This is a genomic window from Leucobacter exalbidus, assembly GCF_017834145.1.
Classification (GTDB): domain Bacteria; phylum Actinomycetota; class Actinomycetes; order Actinomycetales; family Microbacteriaceae; genus Leucobacter; species Leucobacter exalbidus.
This window is the reverse complement of record NZ_JAFIDA010000001.1, coordinates 3,135,001-3,152,464: the sequence shown is the minus strand read 5'-3', so window position 1 is coordinate 3,152,464 and position 17,464 is coordinate 3,135,001. Positions and strand designations below refer to the sequence as shown.

General features: G+C 66.2%; 15 protein-coding genes. 3 read left to right on the top strand and 12 right to left on the bottom strand.

The genetic code is table 11. From position 1 onward, the window contains the following. Positions 1 to 52: 52 nt before the first annotated feature. The 6 genes from prpB to arsB all read right to left on the bottom strand — a co-directional run bounded on the left by prpB (position 53) and on the right by arsB (position 5,810). Positions 53 to 964, bottom strand: a complete 912-nt coding sequence (gene prpB, locus JOF28_RS14250; protein ID WP_209706572.1) for a methylisocitrate lyase — start codon at positions 962 to 964, stop codon at positions 53 to 55. Then, on the bottom strand, positions 964 to 2,499 hold the full coding sequence (locus JOF28_RS14245) for an MmgE/PrpD family protein (protein ID WP_209706570.1): 1,536 nt from the start codon (positions 2,497 to 2,499) through the stop codon (positions 964 to 966). Before JOF28_RS14245 ends, prpB begins: the two co-directional genes overlap by 1 nt. Continuing rightward, complete coding sequence (locus JOF28_RS14240) at positions 2,496 to 3,149, bottom strand: GntR family transcriptional regulator (RefSeq protein WP_209706569.1); 654 nt, start codon at positions 3,147 to 3,149, stop codon at positions 2,496 to 2,498. The genes JOF28_RS14245 and JOF28_RS14240 overlap by 4 nt, the downstream gene beginning before the upstream one ends. Before the next feature lie 148 nt (positions 3,150 to 3,297). After that, positions 3,298 to 3,711, bottom strand: coding sequence for an arsenate reductase ArsC (locus tag JOF28_RS14235; RefSeq protein ID WP_209706567.1), 414 nt, complete (start codon positions 3,709 to 3,711; stop codon positions 3,298 to 3,300). Positions 3,712 to 3,726: 15 nt separating this feature from the next. Further along, entirely contained in the window at positions 3,727 to 4,728 is a 1,002-nt protein-coding gene (locus tag JOF28_RS14230; RefSeq protein ID WP_209706566.1) for a metalloregulator ArsR/SmtB family transcription factor, read from the bottom strand. Then, a complete protein-coding gene (gene arsB, locus JOF28_RS14225; protein WP_209706564.1) occupies positions 4,725 to 5,810 on the bottom strand; it encodes an ACR3 family arsenite efflux transporter in 1,086 nt (361 codons plus the stop codon). The genes JOF28_RS14230 and arsB overlap by 4 nt, the downstream gene beginning before the upstream one ends. 245 nt (positions 5,811 to 6,055) lie before the next feature. Here arsB and JOF28_RS14220 point away from each other — a divergent pair, with 245 nt between their 5' ends. After that, positions 6,056 to 7,015 (top strand): ABC transporter ATP-binding protein, encoded by a 960-nt coding sequence (locus tag JOF28_RS14220; RefSeq protein ID WP_209706562.1) that lies wholly within the window; start codon positions 6,056 to 6,058, stop codon positions 7,013 to 7,015. Continuing rightward, a complete protein-coding gene (locus JOF28_RS14215) occupies positions 7,012 to 8,205 on the top strand; it encodes an ABC transporter permease (protein WP_209706561.1) in 1,194 nt (397 codons plus the stop codon). Before JOF28_RS14220 ends, JOF28_RS14215 begins: the two co-directional genes overlap by 4 nt. Positions 8,206 to 8,216: 11 nt before the next feature. Here JOF28_RS14215 and JOF28_RS14210 read toward each other — a convergent pair whose 3' ends face one another. From JOF28_RS14210 to pheS, 5 genes are all read right to left on the bottom strand, one after another. Further along, the gene (locus JOF28_RS14210; protein WP_209706559.1) at positions 8,217 to 9,131 is read right to left on the bottom strand and encodes a VOC family protein; all 915 of its coding nucleotides are present in this window, start codon (positions 9,129 to 9,131) and stop codon (positions 8,217 to 8,219) included. A gap of 165 nt (positions 9,132 to 9,296) precedes the next feature. After that, positions 9,297 to 10,637 carry an MFS transporter gene (locus JOF28_RS14205; RefSeq protein ID WP_209706558.1) on the bottom strand — a complete coding sequence of 447 codons (1,341 nt, stop codon included), beginning with the start codon at positions 10,635 to 10,637 and terminating at the stop codon, positions 9,297 to 9,299. Beyond that, positions 10,634 to 11,299, bottom strand: a complete 666-nt coding sequence (locus JOF28_RS14200) for a GntR family transcriptional regulator (protein WP_209706556.1) — start codon at positions 11,297 to 11,299, stop codon at positions 10,634 to 10,636. Before JOF28_RS14200 ends, JOF28_RS14205 begins: the two co-directional genes overlap by 4 nt. A gap of 258 nt (positions 11,300 to 11,557) precedes the next feature. Beyond that, a complete protein-coding gene (gene pheT / locus JOF28_RS14195; protein WP_209706555.1) occupies positions 11,558 to 14,188 on the bottom strand; it encodes a phenylalanine--tRNA ligase subunit beta in 2,631 nt (876 codons plus the stop codon). After that, positions 14,188 to 15,252, bottom strand: coding sequence for a phenylalanine--tRNA ligase subunit alpha (gene pheS / locus JOF28_RS14190; RefSeq protein WP_209706554.1), 1,065 nt, complete (start codon positions 15,250 to 15,252; stop codon positions 14,188 to 14,190). The genes pheT and pheS overlap by 1 nt, the downstream gene beginning before the upstream one ends. A gap of 123 nt (positions 15,253 to 15,375) precedes the next feature. Between pheS and JOF28_RS14185 the strand changes: the two genes are divergently transcribed. Continuing rightward, the gene (locus tag JOF28_RS14185) at positions 15,376 to 16,068 is read left to right on the top strand and encodes a DUF6498-containing protein (RefSeq protein ID WP_209706552.1); all 693 of its coding nucleotides are present in this window, start codon (positions 15,376 to 15,378) and stop codon (positions 16,066 to 16,068) included. 34 nt (positions 16,069 to 16,102) lie between these two features. Here the strand turns inward: JOF28_RS14185 and JOF28_RS14180 are convergent, their stop codons facing one another. After that, the gene (locus tag JOF28_RS14180; protein ID WP_245189991.1) at positions 16,103 to 17,464 is read right to left on the bottom strand and encodes an alcohol dehydrogenase catalytic domain-containing protein; all 1,362 of its coding nucleotides are present in this window, start codon (positions 17,462 to 17,464) and stop codon (positions 16,103 to 16,105) included.

The window sequence follows — 17,464 nt, the reverse complement described above, 5'->3', positions numbered from 1 at the left end:
GCCCGCCCGTGGACATTGGTTGGGCCGAAACATCGGGTCTTGCTCGGGTGGCTTAGCGCTCCACCTCGAAATTAAACACGTTCGTGTCGAAGCTGTTGTAGGACTCGTAGTCGAGCAGCTCGTAGAGGTCAGCGCGGTGCTGCATCTCCCCCAGCTTGCCCGTGAGGTGCCCCACATTGTTGAGCTCGTCGAGTGCGCGACCAGTGGCGCCCATCGAGATACGCAGCATCGACACGGGCCAGATCACGATGTTCACACCGACGCTGGCCAGCTGCTCGCTCGAGAAGAGCTCGCTCTTGCCAAACTCGGTCATGTTCGCGAGGATCGGCACGTCAACGGCTTTGCGAATCGCTTCGAACTCCTCAAGCGTGCGCATCGCCTCGGGGAAGATCGCGTCGGCACCGGCGTCAACCAGTGCCTTCGCGCGGTCTGCCGCGAGGGCGAGGCCCGAGTCGCCAGGCTCGGTGGCACGAATGTCGGTGCGCGCCATGATCAAGAAGTTCGAGTCACGACGTGCGTCAACACCTGCGCGAATACGCTTCAGCGCAGTCGCTTCGTCAACGACCGATTTGCCGTCGAGGTGGCCGCAACGCTTGGGGTTCACCTGGTCTTCGATGTGCGCGCCGGCGAGGCCCGCATCTTCGAGCTCCTGAATGGTGCGCGCCACGTTCATCGGCTCACCGAAGCCGGTGTCGGCGTCGATGATCGCGGGCAGATCGGTCATGCGAGCGATCTGCTTGCCACGGCCGGCAACCTCGGTGAGGGTGGTGAGCCCAATGTCGGGCAGGCCCAGGTCGGCCGACAGCACGGCGCCCGAGATGTAGACGCCCTCGAAGCCCTTCTGCTCGATCAAGCGGGCAGACAGCGGGTTGAATGCGCCCGGGAACCGCAGCAGCTCGCCAGTGGCGAGGCGCTCGCGGAAGAGGCGACGCTTCGCCTCAGCGGTGGTCTGTGCGTACAGCATTAGAACAGTCCCTTCGGTGCTGCGGCGAGCTCGATGACGCCGTCGCGGGCGACGATGTTGAGCTCGCGCACCTCGTCAACGGTGAGCTCGGGCAGGCGCTGCACGAGCTCGAGGAAGCGCTCGATCTCTGCGGGCTCGAGCACGGGCTCGGCGAGCAGGCGGAACTTGGCGATGTAGTTGTCGCGAGCGAACGGGCGGGCGCCCAGCGGGTGCGCGTCGGCCACTGCGATCTCTTCTACGACGGTGGAGCCGTCGGTGAGCTTGATCTCGACGCGACCGCCGAAGGCCTTCTCGTCAGGGTCTTCTGAGTGGTAGCGGCGCGTCCACTCGGCGTCCTCTGCCGTGGTGATCTTGTGCCACAGCGACACGGTGTCGGCGCGGCCCGCACGCTCAGGGGTGTACGAATCGACGTGGTGCCAGCCGCCATCCTGCAGAGCGACCGCAAAGATGTACGGAATCGAGTGGTCGAGCGTCTCGCGCGTCGACGTCGGGTCGTACTTCTGCGGGTCGTTGGCGCCCGAGCCGATCACGTAGTGCGTGTGGTGGCTCGTGTGCAGCACGATGCTGTCAATGTTTGCGGGGTCGGCCAGCTCGGGGCGCTCACCGTTCAGCTTGCGGGCGAGGTCGATCCAGGCCTGCGCCTGGTACTCGGCCGAGTGCTCCTTCGTGTACGAATCGAGGATGGCGCGCTTGGCCTCGCCCGCTGCGGGCAGCGGCACGTTGTATGACGCGTCGGGGCCGTCGAGCAGCCACGAGATGACGCCGTCTTCGCCTTCGTAGATGGGGCTCGGCGAGGTCTGGCCACGCATCGCGCGGTCAACCGCTTCGACAGCCATCTTGCCGGCGAATGCGGGAGCGTGCGCCTTCCATGTCGAGATCTCGCCCTTGCGGCTCTGGCGGGTCGCGGTGGTGGTGTGCAGGCCCTGGCCGACGGCCTGGTAAATGGTTTCGGCGTCGAGGCCGAGCAGCGTGCCGATGCCGGCCGAGGCTGAGGCGCCGATGTGCGCAATGTGGTCAATCTTGTGCTTGTGCAGGCAGATCGAGCGCACGAGGTTCATCTGAATCTCGTAGCCGGTCGCAATGCCGCGCAGGAGGGCGCTGCCATCGGCACCCACGTGCTGGGCCACGGCGAGAATCGGGGGGATGTTGTCGCCCGGGTGCGAGTACTCTGCGGCCAAGAACGTGTCGTGGTAGTCGAGCTCGCGCACGGCCACGCCGTTGGTCCAGGCAGCCCACTCGGGGCTGGTGCGGTTCGCGTCGTTATCTGCGGCGAGGCCGAATACTGATGATCCGGATCCCCCGCGCGAAATGGGGTGCTGCAGTGCCTGGGCACGCGAGGCGACGATCGGGCCGCGCGTCAGTGACGCCGCGGCAACCGAGGCGTTGTCGATGATGCGGTTGATGATCATGTCGGTGACGTCGGCGTCGACGGCGACGGGGTCAGCGGCGACCTCGGCGATCTTCCAAGCGAGCTGATCCTGCTTCGCGAGCGTCTCTTCGCTCTTATATACGCGAACGTGGTGTGAAATAGTCATTTCAGTCCTTCCGGTGATGAGTCGTCAATCGAGCGCAAGATCGCGTCGAGTGCGTTATGTAGGTGTACGTGTGTGGCGTGGGCGGCCAGCTCGGCGTTGCCCGCGGCGATCGAGGAGGCGATGAGCGCGTGCTCTTGCACGGAGGCGCTCAGCCGGGCCCGGTTGTCGCGAGCGAGCCGGCGCGAGCGCACCAGGTGGGTGCGCACGGTGCGCAGGGCCTGCGCGAGATAGGTGTTATTGACCGCGGCATCGACCTCGGCATCGAACCGGGCGATGAGGGCGTAGTAATCGTCGGCCCCCGCGTCGCCGGTCTCGGGCTTGGCCGCCTGAAACTGAGCTGCGAGCTGCGCGAACACCTCGGCATTGCCGCGCTGCGCGGCGGCCCGCACAGCCGCTTCTTCGAGTGCCCGTCGGGCCTCGAACAGGTTGCGAATGTCGTGCGCGTCGAACCCGGCCACCACGAGCACGCGCGGCGACTGCTGCCGCACGAGCCCATCGGCGACGAGCCGCGAAATAGCCTCGCGCATGGGGGTGCGGCTGACTCCGAGACGAGCGGCCTGTTCAACCTCAGCGACCACCGCGTTGGGCGCGAGATCACCACGCTGGATCTCGTCAAGCAACGTGGCATATGCACGGTCACTAGCTCGCATGTGGGTTCCCCTTCGACACCCCTAGCGTATACATAAAGCGTATTTAATTGCAATGCGTGTCGCCAAAACGCGACTACTGTATACGTTTCGCGGCGCTGGCGGGCCCGCATTATTGGCTACTTTGCACAAATAGAGGGCCCTGTGAACGCTAGGAGCGGTCACCAATCAGTGACGAGATGAGATCCTCGATGCGGGCCTTGATCTCGTCGCGAATGGGGCGCACCGCATCAATCCCCTGCCCAGCGGGGTCTTCGAGCACCCAGTCTTCGTAGCGCTTGCCCGGGAAGTAGGGGCAGGCGTCGCCGCAGCCCATCGTGATCACCACGTCGGAGTCTTGCACGGCCTCGGTGGTGAGCACCTTCGGCTGCTCGGCAGTGATGTCGATGCCTTCTTCGAGCATCGCGGCCACCGCGGTGGGATTGATCTGGTCTGCTGGCATGGAGCCCGCCGAGCGCACCTCGATCTGGTCGCCGGCAAGATGCCGCAGGTAGCCCGCCGCCATCTGTGAGCGGCCAGCGTTGTGTACACAGACGAACAGAACGGCTGGTGTGGTTTCAGTCATGATGCGAGTCTTTCTCTAGTTCTTGAGCGTTGCGATGAGTGTGTGCACGCGGGTGGCGATGTCGTCACGAATCGCGGCTACCCCGAGGTCTGAGGCGAGGGCGGGGTCACCCACGGGCCAGTCCTCGTAGCGCACACCGGGAATGATGGGGCACACGTCACCGCAGCCCATCGTGATGACCACGTCTGCGGCGCGCACGGCGTCGTCGGTGAGGGGTTTTGGGAAGGCCTTCTCGGCAACCTCGGGGGTTTCGATGTCGGCGAGCAGCGTGCGCACACGGGGGTGCACATCGGCGGCCGGTGTCGAACCCGCCGATCTCGCGATGATTGTGCCGTCCGAGAGTTGATTCACGAGGGCCGCCGCGAGCTGCGACCGCCCCGCGTTTGCCACGCAGACGAACAGCACCTGCGGCACCGCGGTGCCTTTGGTGCGCGACAGGTCAGCGAGGCGCTGCCGGGCAAAGCGCTCGGCGAGCGGAATCATGTGCTGCGTGAGTTTCGCACTGCGCACCAACCCGGCGTACGATTCACGCACGATCGCGACCACCAGGTCGCGGTTCATGTCGCTCAGTTCGTCTGCCAACTCACTCGCGAGGCGACCCACTCGCGCATCCATCGTGCGCAGTGCTTCGGCTCTCCCCTGTTCTGTTTCGCTGATTGCGAGGAGAGACGCTGGGGCGAACGAATCCAGCAGCGCGGTGACCGCGGTCTTTCGCGCTGAGACGATGCGGTACCACACCCAGGTGCCGCGCCGTTCTGATGCGAGCAGACCCGCATCCTTCATCACTTTGAGGTGGTGTGAGACGGTGGGCTGCGAGACGTCGGTGAGTTCGGCCAGGTCGCACACGCACGACTCACCCCGCGGGTCGGTCGCAATCGCCGAGAGCATACGCAGCCTGAGCGGCTCGGCGAGCGCCTTCAGGGTTGCGGCAACCTGGGTCGCAGCTTCGGGCCCGATGGCGTAATCCACGCTCGGCGTGCACGTCTCGGCGTCAATTACCGCTGGCGTAGTGGTCATGCTGTCCTCGATTCGGGCGCGTACGGGTCGGTGTGAAACCAGGTGCGGGCCAGGCGCAGGGAGACATAGACGAGCCCGACGAGCACTGGCACTTCGATGAGCGGCCCAACGACGCCGGCGAGTGCCTGCCCTGAGGTCGCGCCGAAGGTGCCGATGGCCACCGCGATGGCGAGCTCGAAGTTGTTACCCGCCGCTGTGAATGCGAGCGAGGCCGATCGCTGATAGCCCAGCCCGATGGATTTGCCGACGAACATTCCGACGAACCACATGATGGCGAAGTACGCGAGAAGCGGCACGGCGATGCGGGCCACGTCGAGAGGGTTACTGGTGATCGCTTCACCCTGGAAGGCGAACAGCAGCACGATTGTGAAGAGCAGGCCGTAGAGCGCCCAGGGGCCAATCTTGGGCAGGAATGTTCCCTCGTACCATTCGCGCCCGCGACGCTTCTCACCGATCCAGCGTGAAGCAAACCCCGCGAGCAGCGGCACACCCAAAAACACGATCACGTTGAGCGCGATCGCCCACATTGAGACGTCAAGTCCCTGCGAGTCGAGGCCGAGCCAGCCGGGTAGCACCGACAGGTAGAACCATCCGAGCACCGAGAACATGATGACCTGAAACACGGAGTTTATGGCGATGAGCACGGCCGTGGCATCGCCGTCGCCGCACGCGAGGTCGTTCCAGATCACGACCATAGCGATACACCGGGCGAGCCCCACGATGATGACGCCGGTGCGATACTCAGGCAGATCGGGAAGGAGGATCCAGGCGAGCGTAAACATCAAGGCCGGTCCGACGAGCCAGTTCAACAGCAGCGATGACACCAACAGCTTCTTGTCACCGGTAACCGCGGCCACCTTGTCGTAGCGCACCTTCGCCAGCACGGGGTACATCATGACCAGCAGACCGAGCGCGATGGGGGCCGAGATGCCGCCCACCTCGAGCTTGGTGAGCAATTCAGACAGCCCCGGAATAAACCGGCCGAGCAACAGCCCAGCGATCATCGCGAGCCCGATCCACACGGCCAACCATTTGTCGAGGGTGGACATGTGCTTGGGGGCAGCTTGGGCGGTGATGGTCATACGAGTGGATCCTCACTCTTTCTCGGTGTCGCTCATTCGTGCGGGGAGTTCTCGCCCGCGATGCCCACCTCAGTGTTGCATCGATATGTATCTATATTGAGGAACTTCGATGCAAAGGGCAAGCCGAAACCCTCACTTGGTCCGCACGTTTAGGCATTGTTCATCTCTCCTGGTCCTCTCTGCTCTGTCTCCGGCTCTTCCAAGCAAGCCCCCAATCGCGCGCGCCACCTCTGTAGGCTGCAATCATGGCTCTCCTCCAACAGCATGTAGACCCGGGCACTCCCCTGATCGAGGTTGATCAAGTTTCCCGCTCCTTTCATGGCGTCCCTGTGGTGCGCAGCGTCTCCCTGCAGGTACACGCCGGCGAGATTACCGCGCTCGTCGGCCCCAATGGCAGCGGCAAGACCACGCTGATGTTGATGCTCGCGACGCTGTTGCGGCCCGACACTGGCTCCATCAAGATTTGCGGTCATAATGCCACCTCAGCAACGGGGCCCGCGCGGGCCTCGCTGGGCTGGATGCCCGATACGTTGGGCGCGTGGGGCGATCTCACGGTGCGCGAAACGCTCGCGGCCGTGTGTGCCATGTATGGCTTGCGCGGCCAGGTCGCGACCGCCCGCGTCGATGAACTGCTCGAGCGCACGGCGCTCGCTCCCCTCTCGTCGCAGCGCACCCACACGCTGTCTCGTGGGCAGAAGCAGCGCCTCAGCCTGGCTCGCGCGCTCGTGCATCACCCGCGCGTGCTGCTCCTTGACGAACCGGCTTCGGGTCTCGACCCCGAGGCCCGTCTGGCTCAGCGCCGCCTGCTGTTGGAGCTTGCCGCGCAGGGCGTCGCTATTCTCGTCACGAGCCACGTACTCGACGAACTCGAGCAGTTCGCCACCCGCGTGGTGTTTTTACGCGATGGTCACACCCAAGACGCTGGCGCCGTTTCTGCAGCGCTGCAGCACACATCAGAGTGGCGCATTCGCGCACTTGATGCGGCACCGCTCGAGGCCGCCCTCACCGCGCAGCACGTGCCCTGGCGTGTGCGCAGCGGGCTCACCGGAGTGAATTACCTCGTCGATGTCGTAAGTGAGGCCGAGGCAGTTGCGCTGTTGCGCGGGCTTGTGACCGCGGGAGTGGATGTGCTCGAATTTACCGCCGCATCGGGTTCGCTCGAGCAGGCATTCGTACAGTTGAACGATTCGGAGGCGAAGTCATGAGCACCTCGCAGACCCTTGCTGCATCGAGCCCGGCGCAGCTTCCCCAGGCCCCCGGATTCTGGCGCGGGGTGGGCGTGATCGCCGGCCTCGAGCTACAGCAGCGCCGCCGCTCGCGCACGCTGTGGATCCTCGCCGCGATCTGGTTTGTCATCATTGGCGTTGTCACCGGCATCACCTGGTTCATATTGTCGGCCGGCGCATCCGCCTACTCCGCAAGCTTCGACGCGTACCCGCTCTTCTCACTGATTGTCTACTTTGTGCTGTTGTTTGGCACGCTCGTGGCCCCCGCTATTTCTGCCGGATCAATCAGCTCTGAGCGCATCGGCGGTACCCTCGCCACCACGCAGGTAACCCTCATCAGCACCTGGTCGATTCTGATCGGCAAGGCTGTGGCCGCGTGGGCCACGGGCATCGCTTTTCTTATCGTCGCGGCCCCGTTTGTGATCTTGAGCCTCGCGCTGGCCCGTGCAGAACCGTTGCAGCTGCTCACCGCGATCCTCGCGCTCATCCTGCAGATCGGCCTGTTCACCATCATCGGCGTGGGGCTTTCAGCGATGATCTCGTCGCCGCTGTTCTCCATCGTGATCGCCTATTTGACCGTAGCGGCGCTGTCGCTGGGCACCCTGATCGCGTTCGCCCTCGCGGTGGGCTCGACCACCGAGTACGTCAAGGTGGAGTACCAGGCGTACTCAAAGGAGTTCCATGCGGGGCTTGCGAACTGCGACGCTCTTCGCGTCCCAGAAACGGGCGAAGCCACGAAGGAGTCTGCGGCGTGCGAGCAGAAACTTCCGACTGAATGTGTCACTGAGACGACCACGATGAGCGTGGTGCACGCAGAGCGCTTCTGGTGGCTACTCGCCCTCAACCCCTACGTCATCGTGGGCGATATGGTGTCGGTGCGCGCCGATCTGGGCACCACCGATGACCTCTTCGGCAGCATCTCCTATCTGGTGCGCATCGCCCAAAAACCCACGCCTGCTGACTCCAATATCTGGCATGAGTGCGGCCCCAATTCCTCCTGGCAATACGATGACTCCACGAACATCAGTGACGAACTCGAGGGCACCGTTCCGGTGTGGTGGATCGGTCTGGGCTTGCAGATCATCATCGCCGCGGGCGTGCTGTGGGGCGGCTACCGTCGCCTGCACACGCCCGCGACTCGGCTGCCAAAGGGATCACGCATCGCGTAGGGGTGCGCGGGTCAGAACTCGTCGATCACGATCTTGTGCATGCCCATGAGCGCGTCAAACGCCCCTGGCTTCTCCATCAGCTCACCCATGTTGGCGGGCACGATCTGCCAGCTCACCCCAAACTGGTCGGCGAGCCACCCGCACTGTTCGGCTTCAGGAACCGCTGACAGCGCACCCCACAACCGGTCGATCTCGGCCTGACCATCGCAGCCCACCTCGAGCGATACCCCGCAGGTGAAGCTTTCGGTTTGCTCGACCGCCGAGTCCATGACCGCGAACCATTGCTCGCCGATACGAAACTCACCAAACATTAGGGCGCCGGCGGTGGCGGGCCCCGTCGCTTCGCCGTATGGGAACGTGTTGCCGGGGGCCGCGTCGTCAAACACCGAGGTGTAGAACGCGATCGCTTCGGCCGCCCGGTTCTGCACGCCCGCCCCAAACATCAGCGACGGGATGACGAACGGTCGAGGGTCACCCTCGGGCTGCGTGAGCATCAGCTGCCAGTTCACGCCGAAGCGGTCGGCCACCCAGCCGTACCTACCGCTAAACGGATACTCCCCCAGCGGCATCATCTCGGTGCCGCCCGCCGAGAGACCGCTCCACACCTCGTCGATCCGGGCTCGAGCAGCGTCTTCTCCCCCGAACACCGCGGGATCGAAATTGAGCACAAACGAGAGCGCGTGGTTGGGGCGAAACTCGTCGCCAGCGTTGATGAGCACGAGCCGAGCGGCGGGGCCACCGGCACCCGGGATCTCGACGGCCACGGTGAGCGGTGCCCCTTCGAAGCCGCGCTGAAACTCGGGGAGGCCGGTCTCGGGGTACCTGGATTCAACAGTTGATGTGGCGCCAGCAAATACCTCGGCGTAGAACGAGCCCGCCTCCTCAGCATTTCTCGAGCACCAAATATTGGGAACGATCTTTTGCATGATTTCTCCTGCTCTCCCCGCCAAAGCGGTTGCGTTACGGAGGTGAGACCGCCCCCGTTCTCGCAGTCAGGATACTCCGGTGTGGGCCCCAGGGGAATGGGTTTCACACCCGCGGTGCGCGATGCCCAGGAGCCTTGCAGCGGCCCGGATCCGGCGCCCTTTCAGCTACTCCTGCACCAAGTACCGCTTCGAGATTGCGACCATCAGCACCCCACTGAACACGCCCAGCACCACGATGCCGCCGAGGATCCACAGCACCGGAACATAGACCGCGATTGCGGCGATCACCGCGGGCGCCAAGAACCCCGCGTATGCCACCGCGTAGAACACCCCGGTCAGCCCGGCGAGGTCGTTGGGGCTCGCGATGCGCTGCACCTCAAGCAGACCCGATACGAGCGACAGACCAAGCCCCATACCGATCACGACATTCGAGACCAGCCCCACCCAGATCGACTGCTGCATGATCGAGACCCCGGCAATGGCGATGCCCAAGACCAGCAAAAAGACGCCCGTGTAGAGCCCCCGCGCTGAGTGCGGTGAGTGCAGGTACTTCGCGAACGGCTGCACCGCGCTCGACACCCCAAGGGCCACGGCGGTCGTGGCGGTCGCGAACACGAGGCCCCATGATCCGGTGACTCCGGTCAGCTGTGTTGGCAGGTACCCGTACCCGATGGCGGCCGCGCCAAATAGCCAGGGGGCGGCGAGCAGCACCACGCGCACGAAGCGGCGGTCGCGCGCGCTGGGAATGCCGAGCTCACGCCACCACACCCCCGCTGTACTGTCGTGGCGGGTTCTGGTCTCGGGGGCCCGCAGCACTGCAATGGCCAGGGGCACGGCCACCACGATGTGCACGATGAAGGGGAGCTCTTCTGGGAACGGGCCCCACTGCGCGAGCAGGCCTGCGACGACCGCGCCCACCGCTGAGCCGAGCGTGAAGGCGAGGGCAGCACGGCGGGCCCCCGATCCACCATCGGCCTTGGTGTCGTACGGGGCCTGCGACAGCTCCTTCACCCAGCTGTTGCCCACGGCCATCGCGACGCCCACCGCGATGCCTGAGAACAGCCGCCCGACGCTCAACCACACGGGCCCAAACTCGCCCAGGGCGAGCAACGCGCTGCCCACCACTGCCGCACCGACACCGGCGAGCATCAGGGGCTTTCTGCCGTAGCGGTCAGACAGCGTGCCCGCGATGAGCAGGGCGGGGGCGAGCCCCAGCACGTACACGCCCAAAAACGCGGTGACCATCACCGAGGAGTAGTGCTCGCGCTCCTGATACATCAGCAGCAGCGGGCTGAATTGGTTGCCCGCCCACGAGCAGACGAACACGACGCACCACACCCCGATCCATACTCCGGATCGCGCCGCGGTTGCGGGCCGTACGGTGCCCGCGGCACCTAGTTCGGCGCCTACGGCGCTCGGAGCAGCGCTGCCGGCGCCCGGAGCAGCTGGGTCTTCCTCCACATCGGTGCTGGCGGGCAGCGCCACCGTCGCAGTGTCGAGGCTCATAGTTCAACTCCGTGCTGGTGGCGATGCAGCGAAACGTGGGCCGCGAGCACCCGCCGGTAGTGTGCTTCGCCGCCGTTCTTCACTGCCTGGGCGAGTTCACCGTGCTGTTCGAACACGGTCTTCATGTCTTGGGGCGCTTCGCGAAACAGCTGGTGGCGCAGCCGCTGCTGCCGGTCCCACAGCTGGCGCGTAAAGGTCAGCGCAATAGGGTTACGCGAGGCGGTCACCACGGCGGTGTGAAACGCGTCGTCTGCTTCAACGAACGCGTCGAAGTCGGCGTTCTCAATAGCCTCGGCCTGCGTCGCGAGCAGCGCGTCAAGCGCGGGTGTCAGCGCGGTAGCGAAACCCGCCGAGATCACCCGAGACGCTGCCGCTGCCTCGATCGCCTCGCGCATTTCCAGCACATCGGCCGCTTCGTGCGGGGCCATGGGGCGCACCACCGCTCCCTTGCGCGAGGCCAGGGTGAGTAATTCTTCAACGTCGAGCCGCAAGAACGCCTCGTGCACGGGGGTTCTCGAGATGCCGAGCTCCTCGGCAATTTGCCCCTCGCTGATCATTGCCCCGGGCGCCAGGTCACCGTGAATGATGGCCTGTTTGGTGTGCTGATAGGCGCGCTCTGCGCTTCCCACCAGCGTTGATGCTGTGCCGGGTTGTATTGCCATGCGTCAAGAATACACCCTTGCATGCAAGGCCGCGTGCAAGGTGAGATGCCGGTGACCGGCCTCACAGCCCGCACCCATCGAGCCCCGCGGCGGCAGTAACTCCGGAGGATTTTCTAATTCCGGATCAATACCGCCCCAAACCTCCGGAGTTACTCAAAGCTCCTGAGTTAGCGCACACGCTCCCCCAATCCAGCCCCCACAAACGCAAAAGCGCCCCTCACCAGGGTGAACTGGTGAGGGGCGCTCAATGCATGCAGCTTAGTCGCGCAGGTGCGCACCAAACGCGAGCTCAGCGGCGGCAACGCCGGCCAGCTTCGCCTCGCTGGCCTCTTCGGCCTTCAGCGTGCGGTCGTTGGCGCGGAACCGCAGCGCAAACGTGATCGCCTTCTGGCCGTCTTCGATGCCGCTGCCGCGGTAGTCGTCGACGATGTGAGCGTCTTCGAGCAGCTCGCCCGCGCCGGCCTTCACCACAGCGAGCAAGTCGCCCGCGGCAACGTCGGCTTCCACCACGAGGGTGAGATCCTGCGTCGCTGCCGGGTAGGTCGAGAGCTGTGCGGTCTCGGGCCCGCGCGGGGCGAGCTCGATGATGCGCTCAAGGTTCAGCTCGAACGCCACGGCACGACCGGGCAGGTGGTGATCGGCGACGAGCGCGGGCAGCAGCTCACCGGCAACACCCACGACCTCGAGGCCACCGTCTTCGCCATCGGCGTCGGTGCCCACGCGCACGGCCAGCTCGGCCGTGCGGCCGGGGTGGAACGCGCGGTGTGCACCCTGCGTCACGACGAGCTCAGCCGACACCGCAGCGGCGACCGTGCGAGCCGCGTCAAGCGCGTCTGCCCAGTCGTACTCGCGGGCGGGCTCGCCGGCCTGCTTGGCGACAACGTCACCCAGCAGCAGGCCTGCGGCACGGCGCGGCTGCACCGGAATCGAGGCGTTCAGCACGGCCAGCGTCTCCTCAGAGGGGCGCTCGCCCAGCGGCGGCACCTCCTCGGTGCCGAGCTGCGCGCCATCGGCGGCGGGCTCGAAGACCGAACCGAACTCGACGAGCGCGAGGTCAGTAACACCGCGCGAGACGCTGCGCTGGGCCGCGGTCACGAGACCGGGCAGCAGCGAGCGGCGCAAGAACGGCGACTGGCCATCGAGCGGGTTCGCCAGGCGAATCGCCTCAACCTTGGCCTCACCCGCGGGGGTGGGGGCCGGGGCTGCGGGGTCGGCCATCACGGCGGCCTCGACTGCACCGGCAGCCTCAGCGCCGGCGCCAAAGGCGTCGAGCTGTGCACGTGATACGAACGGGTAGCTCTGCACCTCGTCGAGGCCAGCCGCGGTGATCGTGTTCGCCGCGCGGCGGCGCAGGCGCTGCTCGCGGGTCAGGCCACGGCCAGCGGGGGCGATGGGCAGCACCGACGGAATGCGGTCATAGCCCACAATGCGGGCGATTTCCTCAATCAGGTCAGCGGGGCGGGTGAGGTCTGAGCGCCAGCTCGGCGCCGTCACCACGAGCTCGCGATCGCCTGTGCCATCAACGACGGTGCAACCGATCATCTCGAGTGCGCTGCGCGACTCAGCATCGGTGTAGTCAGCGCCCATCAGGCCGTTGACGCGAGCGAGCGGCAACGTGACGGCCGCGGGCTCCCACGGTGCCACGATGTCGCCGCCGAGGGCGTCAACGGTGCCACCGGCGAGCTCAACGAGCAGGTCGACCATGCGCTGCGCGGCCGCGCGAGCCACCAGCGGGTCAACGCCGCGCTCGAAGCGCTTCGATGCCTCGCTGGGCAGCTTGTGACGGCGCGAGCTGCGGGCGATCGACACGGGGTCGAACGTCGCGGCCTCAACCAAGACGTCGACGGTGTCGTCTGAGGTCTTGGTCGACTGGCCGCCCATCACGCCGGCGAGGCCAATCACCCCCGACTCATCAGCGATCACGAGGTCTTCGGCGTGCAGCGTGCGCTCCTGCTCGTCGAGCGTGACGAGCGTTTCGCCCGCGGCGGCACGGCGCACCGTGAGGCCGCCGGTCACCTTCGCGAGGTCGTAGGCGTGCAGGGGCTGGCCGAGCTCAAGCATCACGTAGTTCGAGATGTCAACGGGCAGCGACAGGGCACGCACACCGGCGAGCTGCAGGCGCGACGACATCCACACGGGGGTGGGGCGCGTCGCGTCGATGCCGCGCACGACGCGGGTGATGAAGCCGGTGGCTCCCTCGCGGCCGCGAATCGGGGCCGCATCGGCGAGCGTGACTGCGAAGCCCGATGCCTCAGCAATCGACCCGGCAAGCGCCGGATCAACGAAATCTGCACCCGTTGAGTGTGCCCACTCGCGGGCCACACCGCGCACCGAGAACGCGTAGCCGCGATCCGGAGTCACGTTGATCTCAACAGCCTTGTCAGACAGGCCCAGCAGCACCTTCGCGTCTTCGCCCACCTCGGGATCGAGGCCGAGGCGCGAGAGCACGATGATGCCGTCGTGGTCTTCGCCCAGCGACAGCTCGCGCGCCGAAGCGATCATGCCGTCAGAGACGTGGCCGTAGGTCTTGCGGGGGGTGATCTCGAAGCCGCCGGGCAGCACAGCGCCAGGCAGCGAGACGACGACCTTATCGCCGGGCTCGAAGTTGTGAGCGCCACACACGATGCCGCGCACGTCTTCGCCGCCGTCAGCAGCCTGGGCACCGGGGGCGGCAACGCGCACCTGGCACCAGTTGACGGTCTTGCCGTTGGAGTGCTCCTCGGGCTCGCGCGACAGCACCTCGCCGACCACAACGGGGCCAGTGACGTCAAAGCCACGAATCGATTCTTCTTCGAAGCCCACGCGCACGAGATCGGCGTGCACCTGCTCAGGGGTGGTCCCCTCGGGGAGCGAAACGAACTCGCCCAACCAGCTCAGTGGTACGCGCATTAGACCAGTCCTCCGAACTGACGGTTGAAGCGAACGTCGCCCTCAACCATGTCTCTCATATCGTTAATGTCGTGGCGGAACTGCAGGGTGCGTTCGATGCCCATGCCGAACGCGAAGCCCTGAAACTCCTCGGGGTCGATGCCCGCGGCGGCCAGCACCTTGGGGTCGACCATGCCGCAGCCACCCCACTCGACCCAGCGCGCGCCACCCTTTGCGTGGGGCTGCCAGACGTCCATCTCGGCCGAGGGCTCGGTGAACGGGAAGAAGTTGGGGCGCAGGCGAATCTTCGCTTCTTCGCCAAACATCTGGCGTGCGAAGTGCTCGAGCGTGCCGCGCAGGTGCGCCATCGTGAGGCCGCGATCGATCGCGATGCCCTCGATCTGGCTGAACACGGGCGTGTGCGTCGCGTCAAGCTCATCGGTGCGGAACGTGCGGCCCGGGGCCACCACGTACACGGGCAGTTCGCGGCCCAGCAGCGACCGAATCTGCACGGGCGACGTGTGCGTGCGCATCAGCAGGTGACGATCGGCGGGCTCCACGAAGAAGGTATCTTGCATGGCGCGCGCGGGGTGATCCGGATCAAAGCCGAGCGCATCAAAGTTGAACCACTCGTGCTCGAGCTCGGGGCCCTCTGCGATCTCCCAGCCCATACCGATGAACACATCGGCGGCTTCGTCCTGCAGCTGCGCGAGGGGGTGACGGTTCCCAGCACGGCGGCGCACGGGCGCGCTCGTGACGTCAACGGTCTCGGCGACGAGCTGCGCTGCGGCCTCTGCAGCGGCAACCTCAGCCTCGCGGCCCTTGTAGGCACCTTCGACGCGGCCACGGGCCTGGCCCATGATCTTGCCGGTCGCGGCCTTTTCTGACTTGGGAACCTGACGCATCTGCGCGTTCAGCTGGGCGATGGCTGAGCCCTCGCCCGAGTGCTGTGCACGCGCTACTTTCAGGTCGGCGACAGTGGCTGCCGCGGCGAAGGCGGCGAGCGCCGCTTCAACCGCTACATCGACTGCTTCCTGGGTGATCGGATTCGACTCCGCTGGCCTATTCGATTCGCTCTCTGACACGAGGCTCCATCTTACTCTGTGTGGCTGAGCCGCGGCGGCGATCTGGTGCGCAGGGTGCAGCTGCTGCGTGTCGGCACGAAAGAAAGCGCGTGCTGGGCGGCGTGTGGCACCTACGATGGTGAGGTGATTGAACGCGCGCTGTCCGCTGTGGTGTATCTGCTGATCCCGGTGGTGGGCATTGTGTTCTTCGACTGGGATTGGCGTTCGGTGCTGGTGCTGTATTGGTTGCAGAACATCACGGCGGGCGCGCGTGCCGAGCTCGACATGTTTCGCACGAAGACCCAGCCCGCGGCGAGTGTGGCGGGCGGGGTCACGTTTACGGTGAACGGCCGGCAGTCGTCAGGCGCGATGCCCAAGCCCTTCGCGATGCTATTCTTTGCGGTGCACTATGGCTTATTCACGCTCGTGCACGGCGTCTTTGTGATGCTCATCGTGTTGGGGGTGTTCTCGTCGCTGTTCGCGGGGCCCGGGGGCGCGGCGCCGCAGGGCGCCTTCGATCTGCGCGGCATTGTGCTGTACTGGGCGCTCGCTTCGCTGGTGCAGCTCGTGATCGGCTGTTTCACACCGCGGGCGAATCTGCCGCCGGTGATGCAACTGTTTTGGGCGCCCTACCCGCGCATCTTCGTGTTGCACGTGACGATTTTGCTGGGGGTCTGGTTAATCAACTACTTCGGCTGGCCACCCGTCGCGGCGCTGCTGCTCGTCGCGCTCCAGTTTGGTGTTGACGTGGGGCAGCTGCTCACGGCGAAGCGTGCGGGTCAACCGTCTCGCCCGCCGGCTACGCGCACCACCACCGCGGCCGGCTCACCTGAGTGAACCGGCCGCTGTGGTGCGCGGGGTCGCGCGGAGCTTACGCCGTCTGAATGGGCGAGGTTGCCGTGCCGAGCGCGGGGTCGCGCGGGGCGGGCGCCTGGGTGTCGATGCCGACCCGCACTTCGAGGTGCTGGGCCGCGCGCTCGAGTGCGAGGTCGAGGTGGTGCAGCGGGAGCGTCTCACCGACGAGGCCCGCAAAGGGATAGCGCTGCCACTGTTCGTGCAGAAACGCGACGGCACCCTCAAGGTCGACCGGCGTGTAATTGTGCACCCCGGTGACGGTAATCAGGCCGCGCACGACGCGCTCGGGCACGATCTTGATGGGCTTGGTGGGAAACACGCTGCCCACCCACACGGCGACCCCGCCGATGCTCAGGGCTTCGAGCCCCGAGGCGACCGCCGCTGGGGCGCCCGAAGCATCGATCGCAATGTCGAACTCTTCGGCGAGCTCGGCCTCTCCCGCCGGATCATGTGCCTGCGCCGCCCCAAACTCGTAGGCCAGCGATCGCCTTTCGGCGTCGAGGTCTGAGAGGGTGACGTGTGCCCCGCGCTCGGCCGCCATCGCTGCGGCCGCGAGCCCGATCAGGCCACCACCGGTGATGAGCACGCGTGCGCCGTGCACCGGCACGGTGCGTTCGGCCGCGGCGAGCGCTGCCCACGCGGTCGCGATGCCGCACCCGGCCGGGGCGAGCACCTGGGCCGGTACACGCTCATCGACCCGCACGAGCGGGGTGCCGGCGAGCAGGTGGATGTGGCTGGCAAAGCCGCCGCTGAGTTCCCACCCGTGTTCGATGCGTTCGTGGCCGTATTTTTTGAGCGTCTGGCACTTCTGCGGGATTCCGCGCAGGCAGCGGTCACAGTTGCCGCAGTGCACGGCCACCGACCACACCACGCGGTCGCCCGCGGTGACGGCGCCACCGTCGGTGTAGCGGGCTCCCCCGCCGCCCACGGTGACGACGTGGCCAACGGCTTCGTGGCCGAGCACGAGCGGGGTGGGTTCGGTGCGGTGCCCGAGTACGGTGTGCACGTCTGAGCCGCACACTGTGGCGAGTTCGATGCGCACGAGCACTTCGCCTGCGCGCAGCCCCACGTGGGGTACGGCGCCGGGTTCGTGGGGTGCTCCCTCGCCCATGAAGAGCATCGACACGGCCTCGGGGTTCGTCATCACGGTCGCCTGAGGGCCGCCCTCGGCGCCGGGTTCAACACCTGCGCCGTTCGGGGTGGTGCCAGCAGTTTCTTCGCCGACCGCGCCTTCGGGCCCGGTGGGCGCATCGCTGGCCGCGCGGCCACGCCGCCGCCACCACGGCGTGCGCGTTGCGGCGGCGCTCGGCTCGTCACCGGGCGCGACGGTGACGGGCCCGGTGGCGACCTGTGTGGCGGCGCGGTCAGCGGCGGTCAT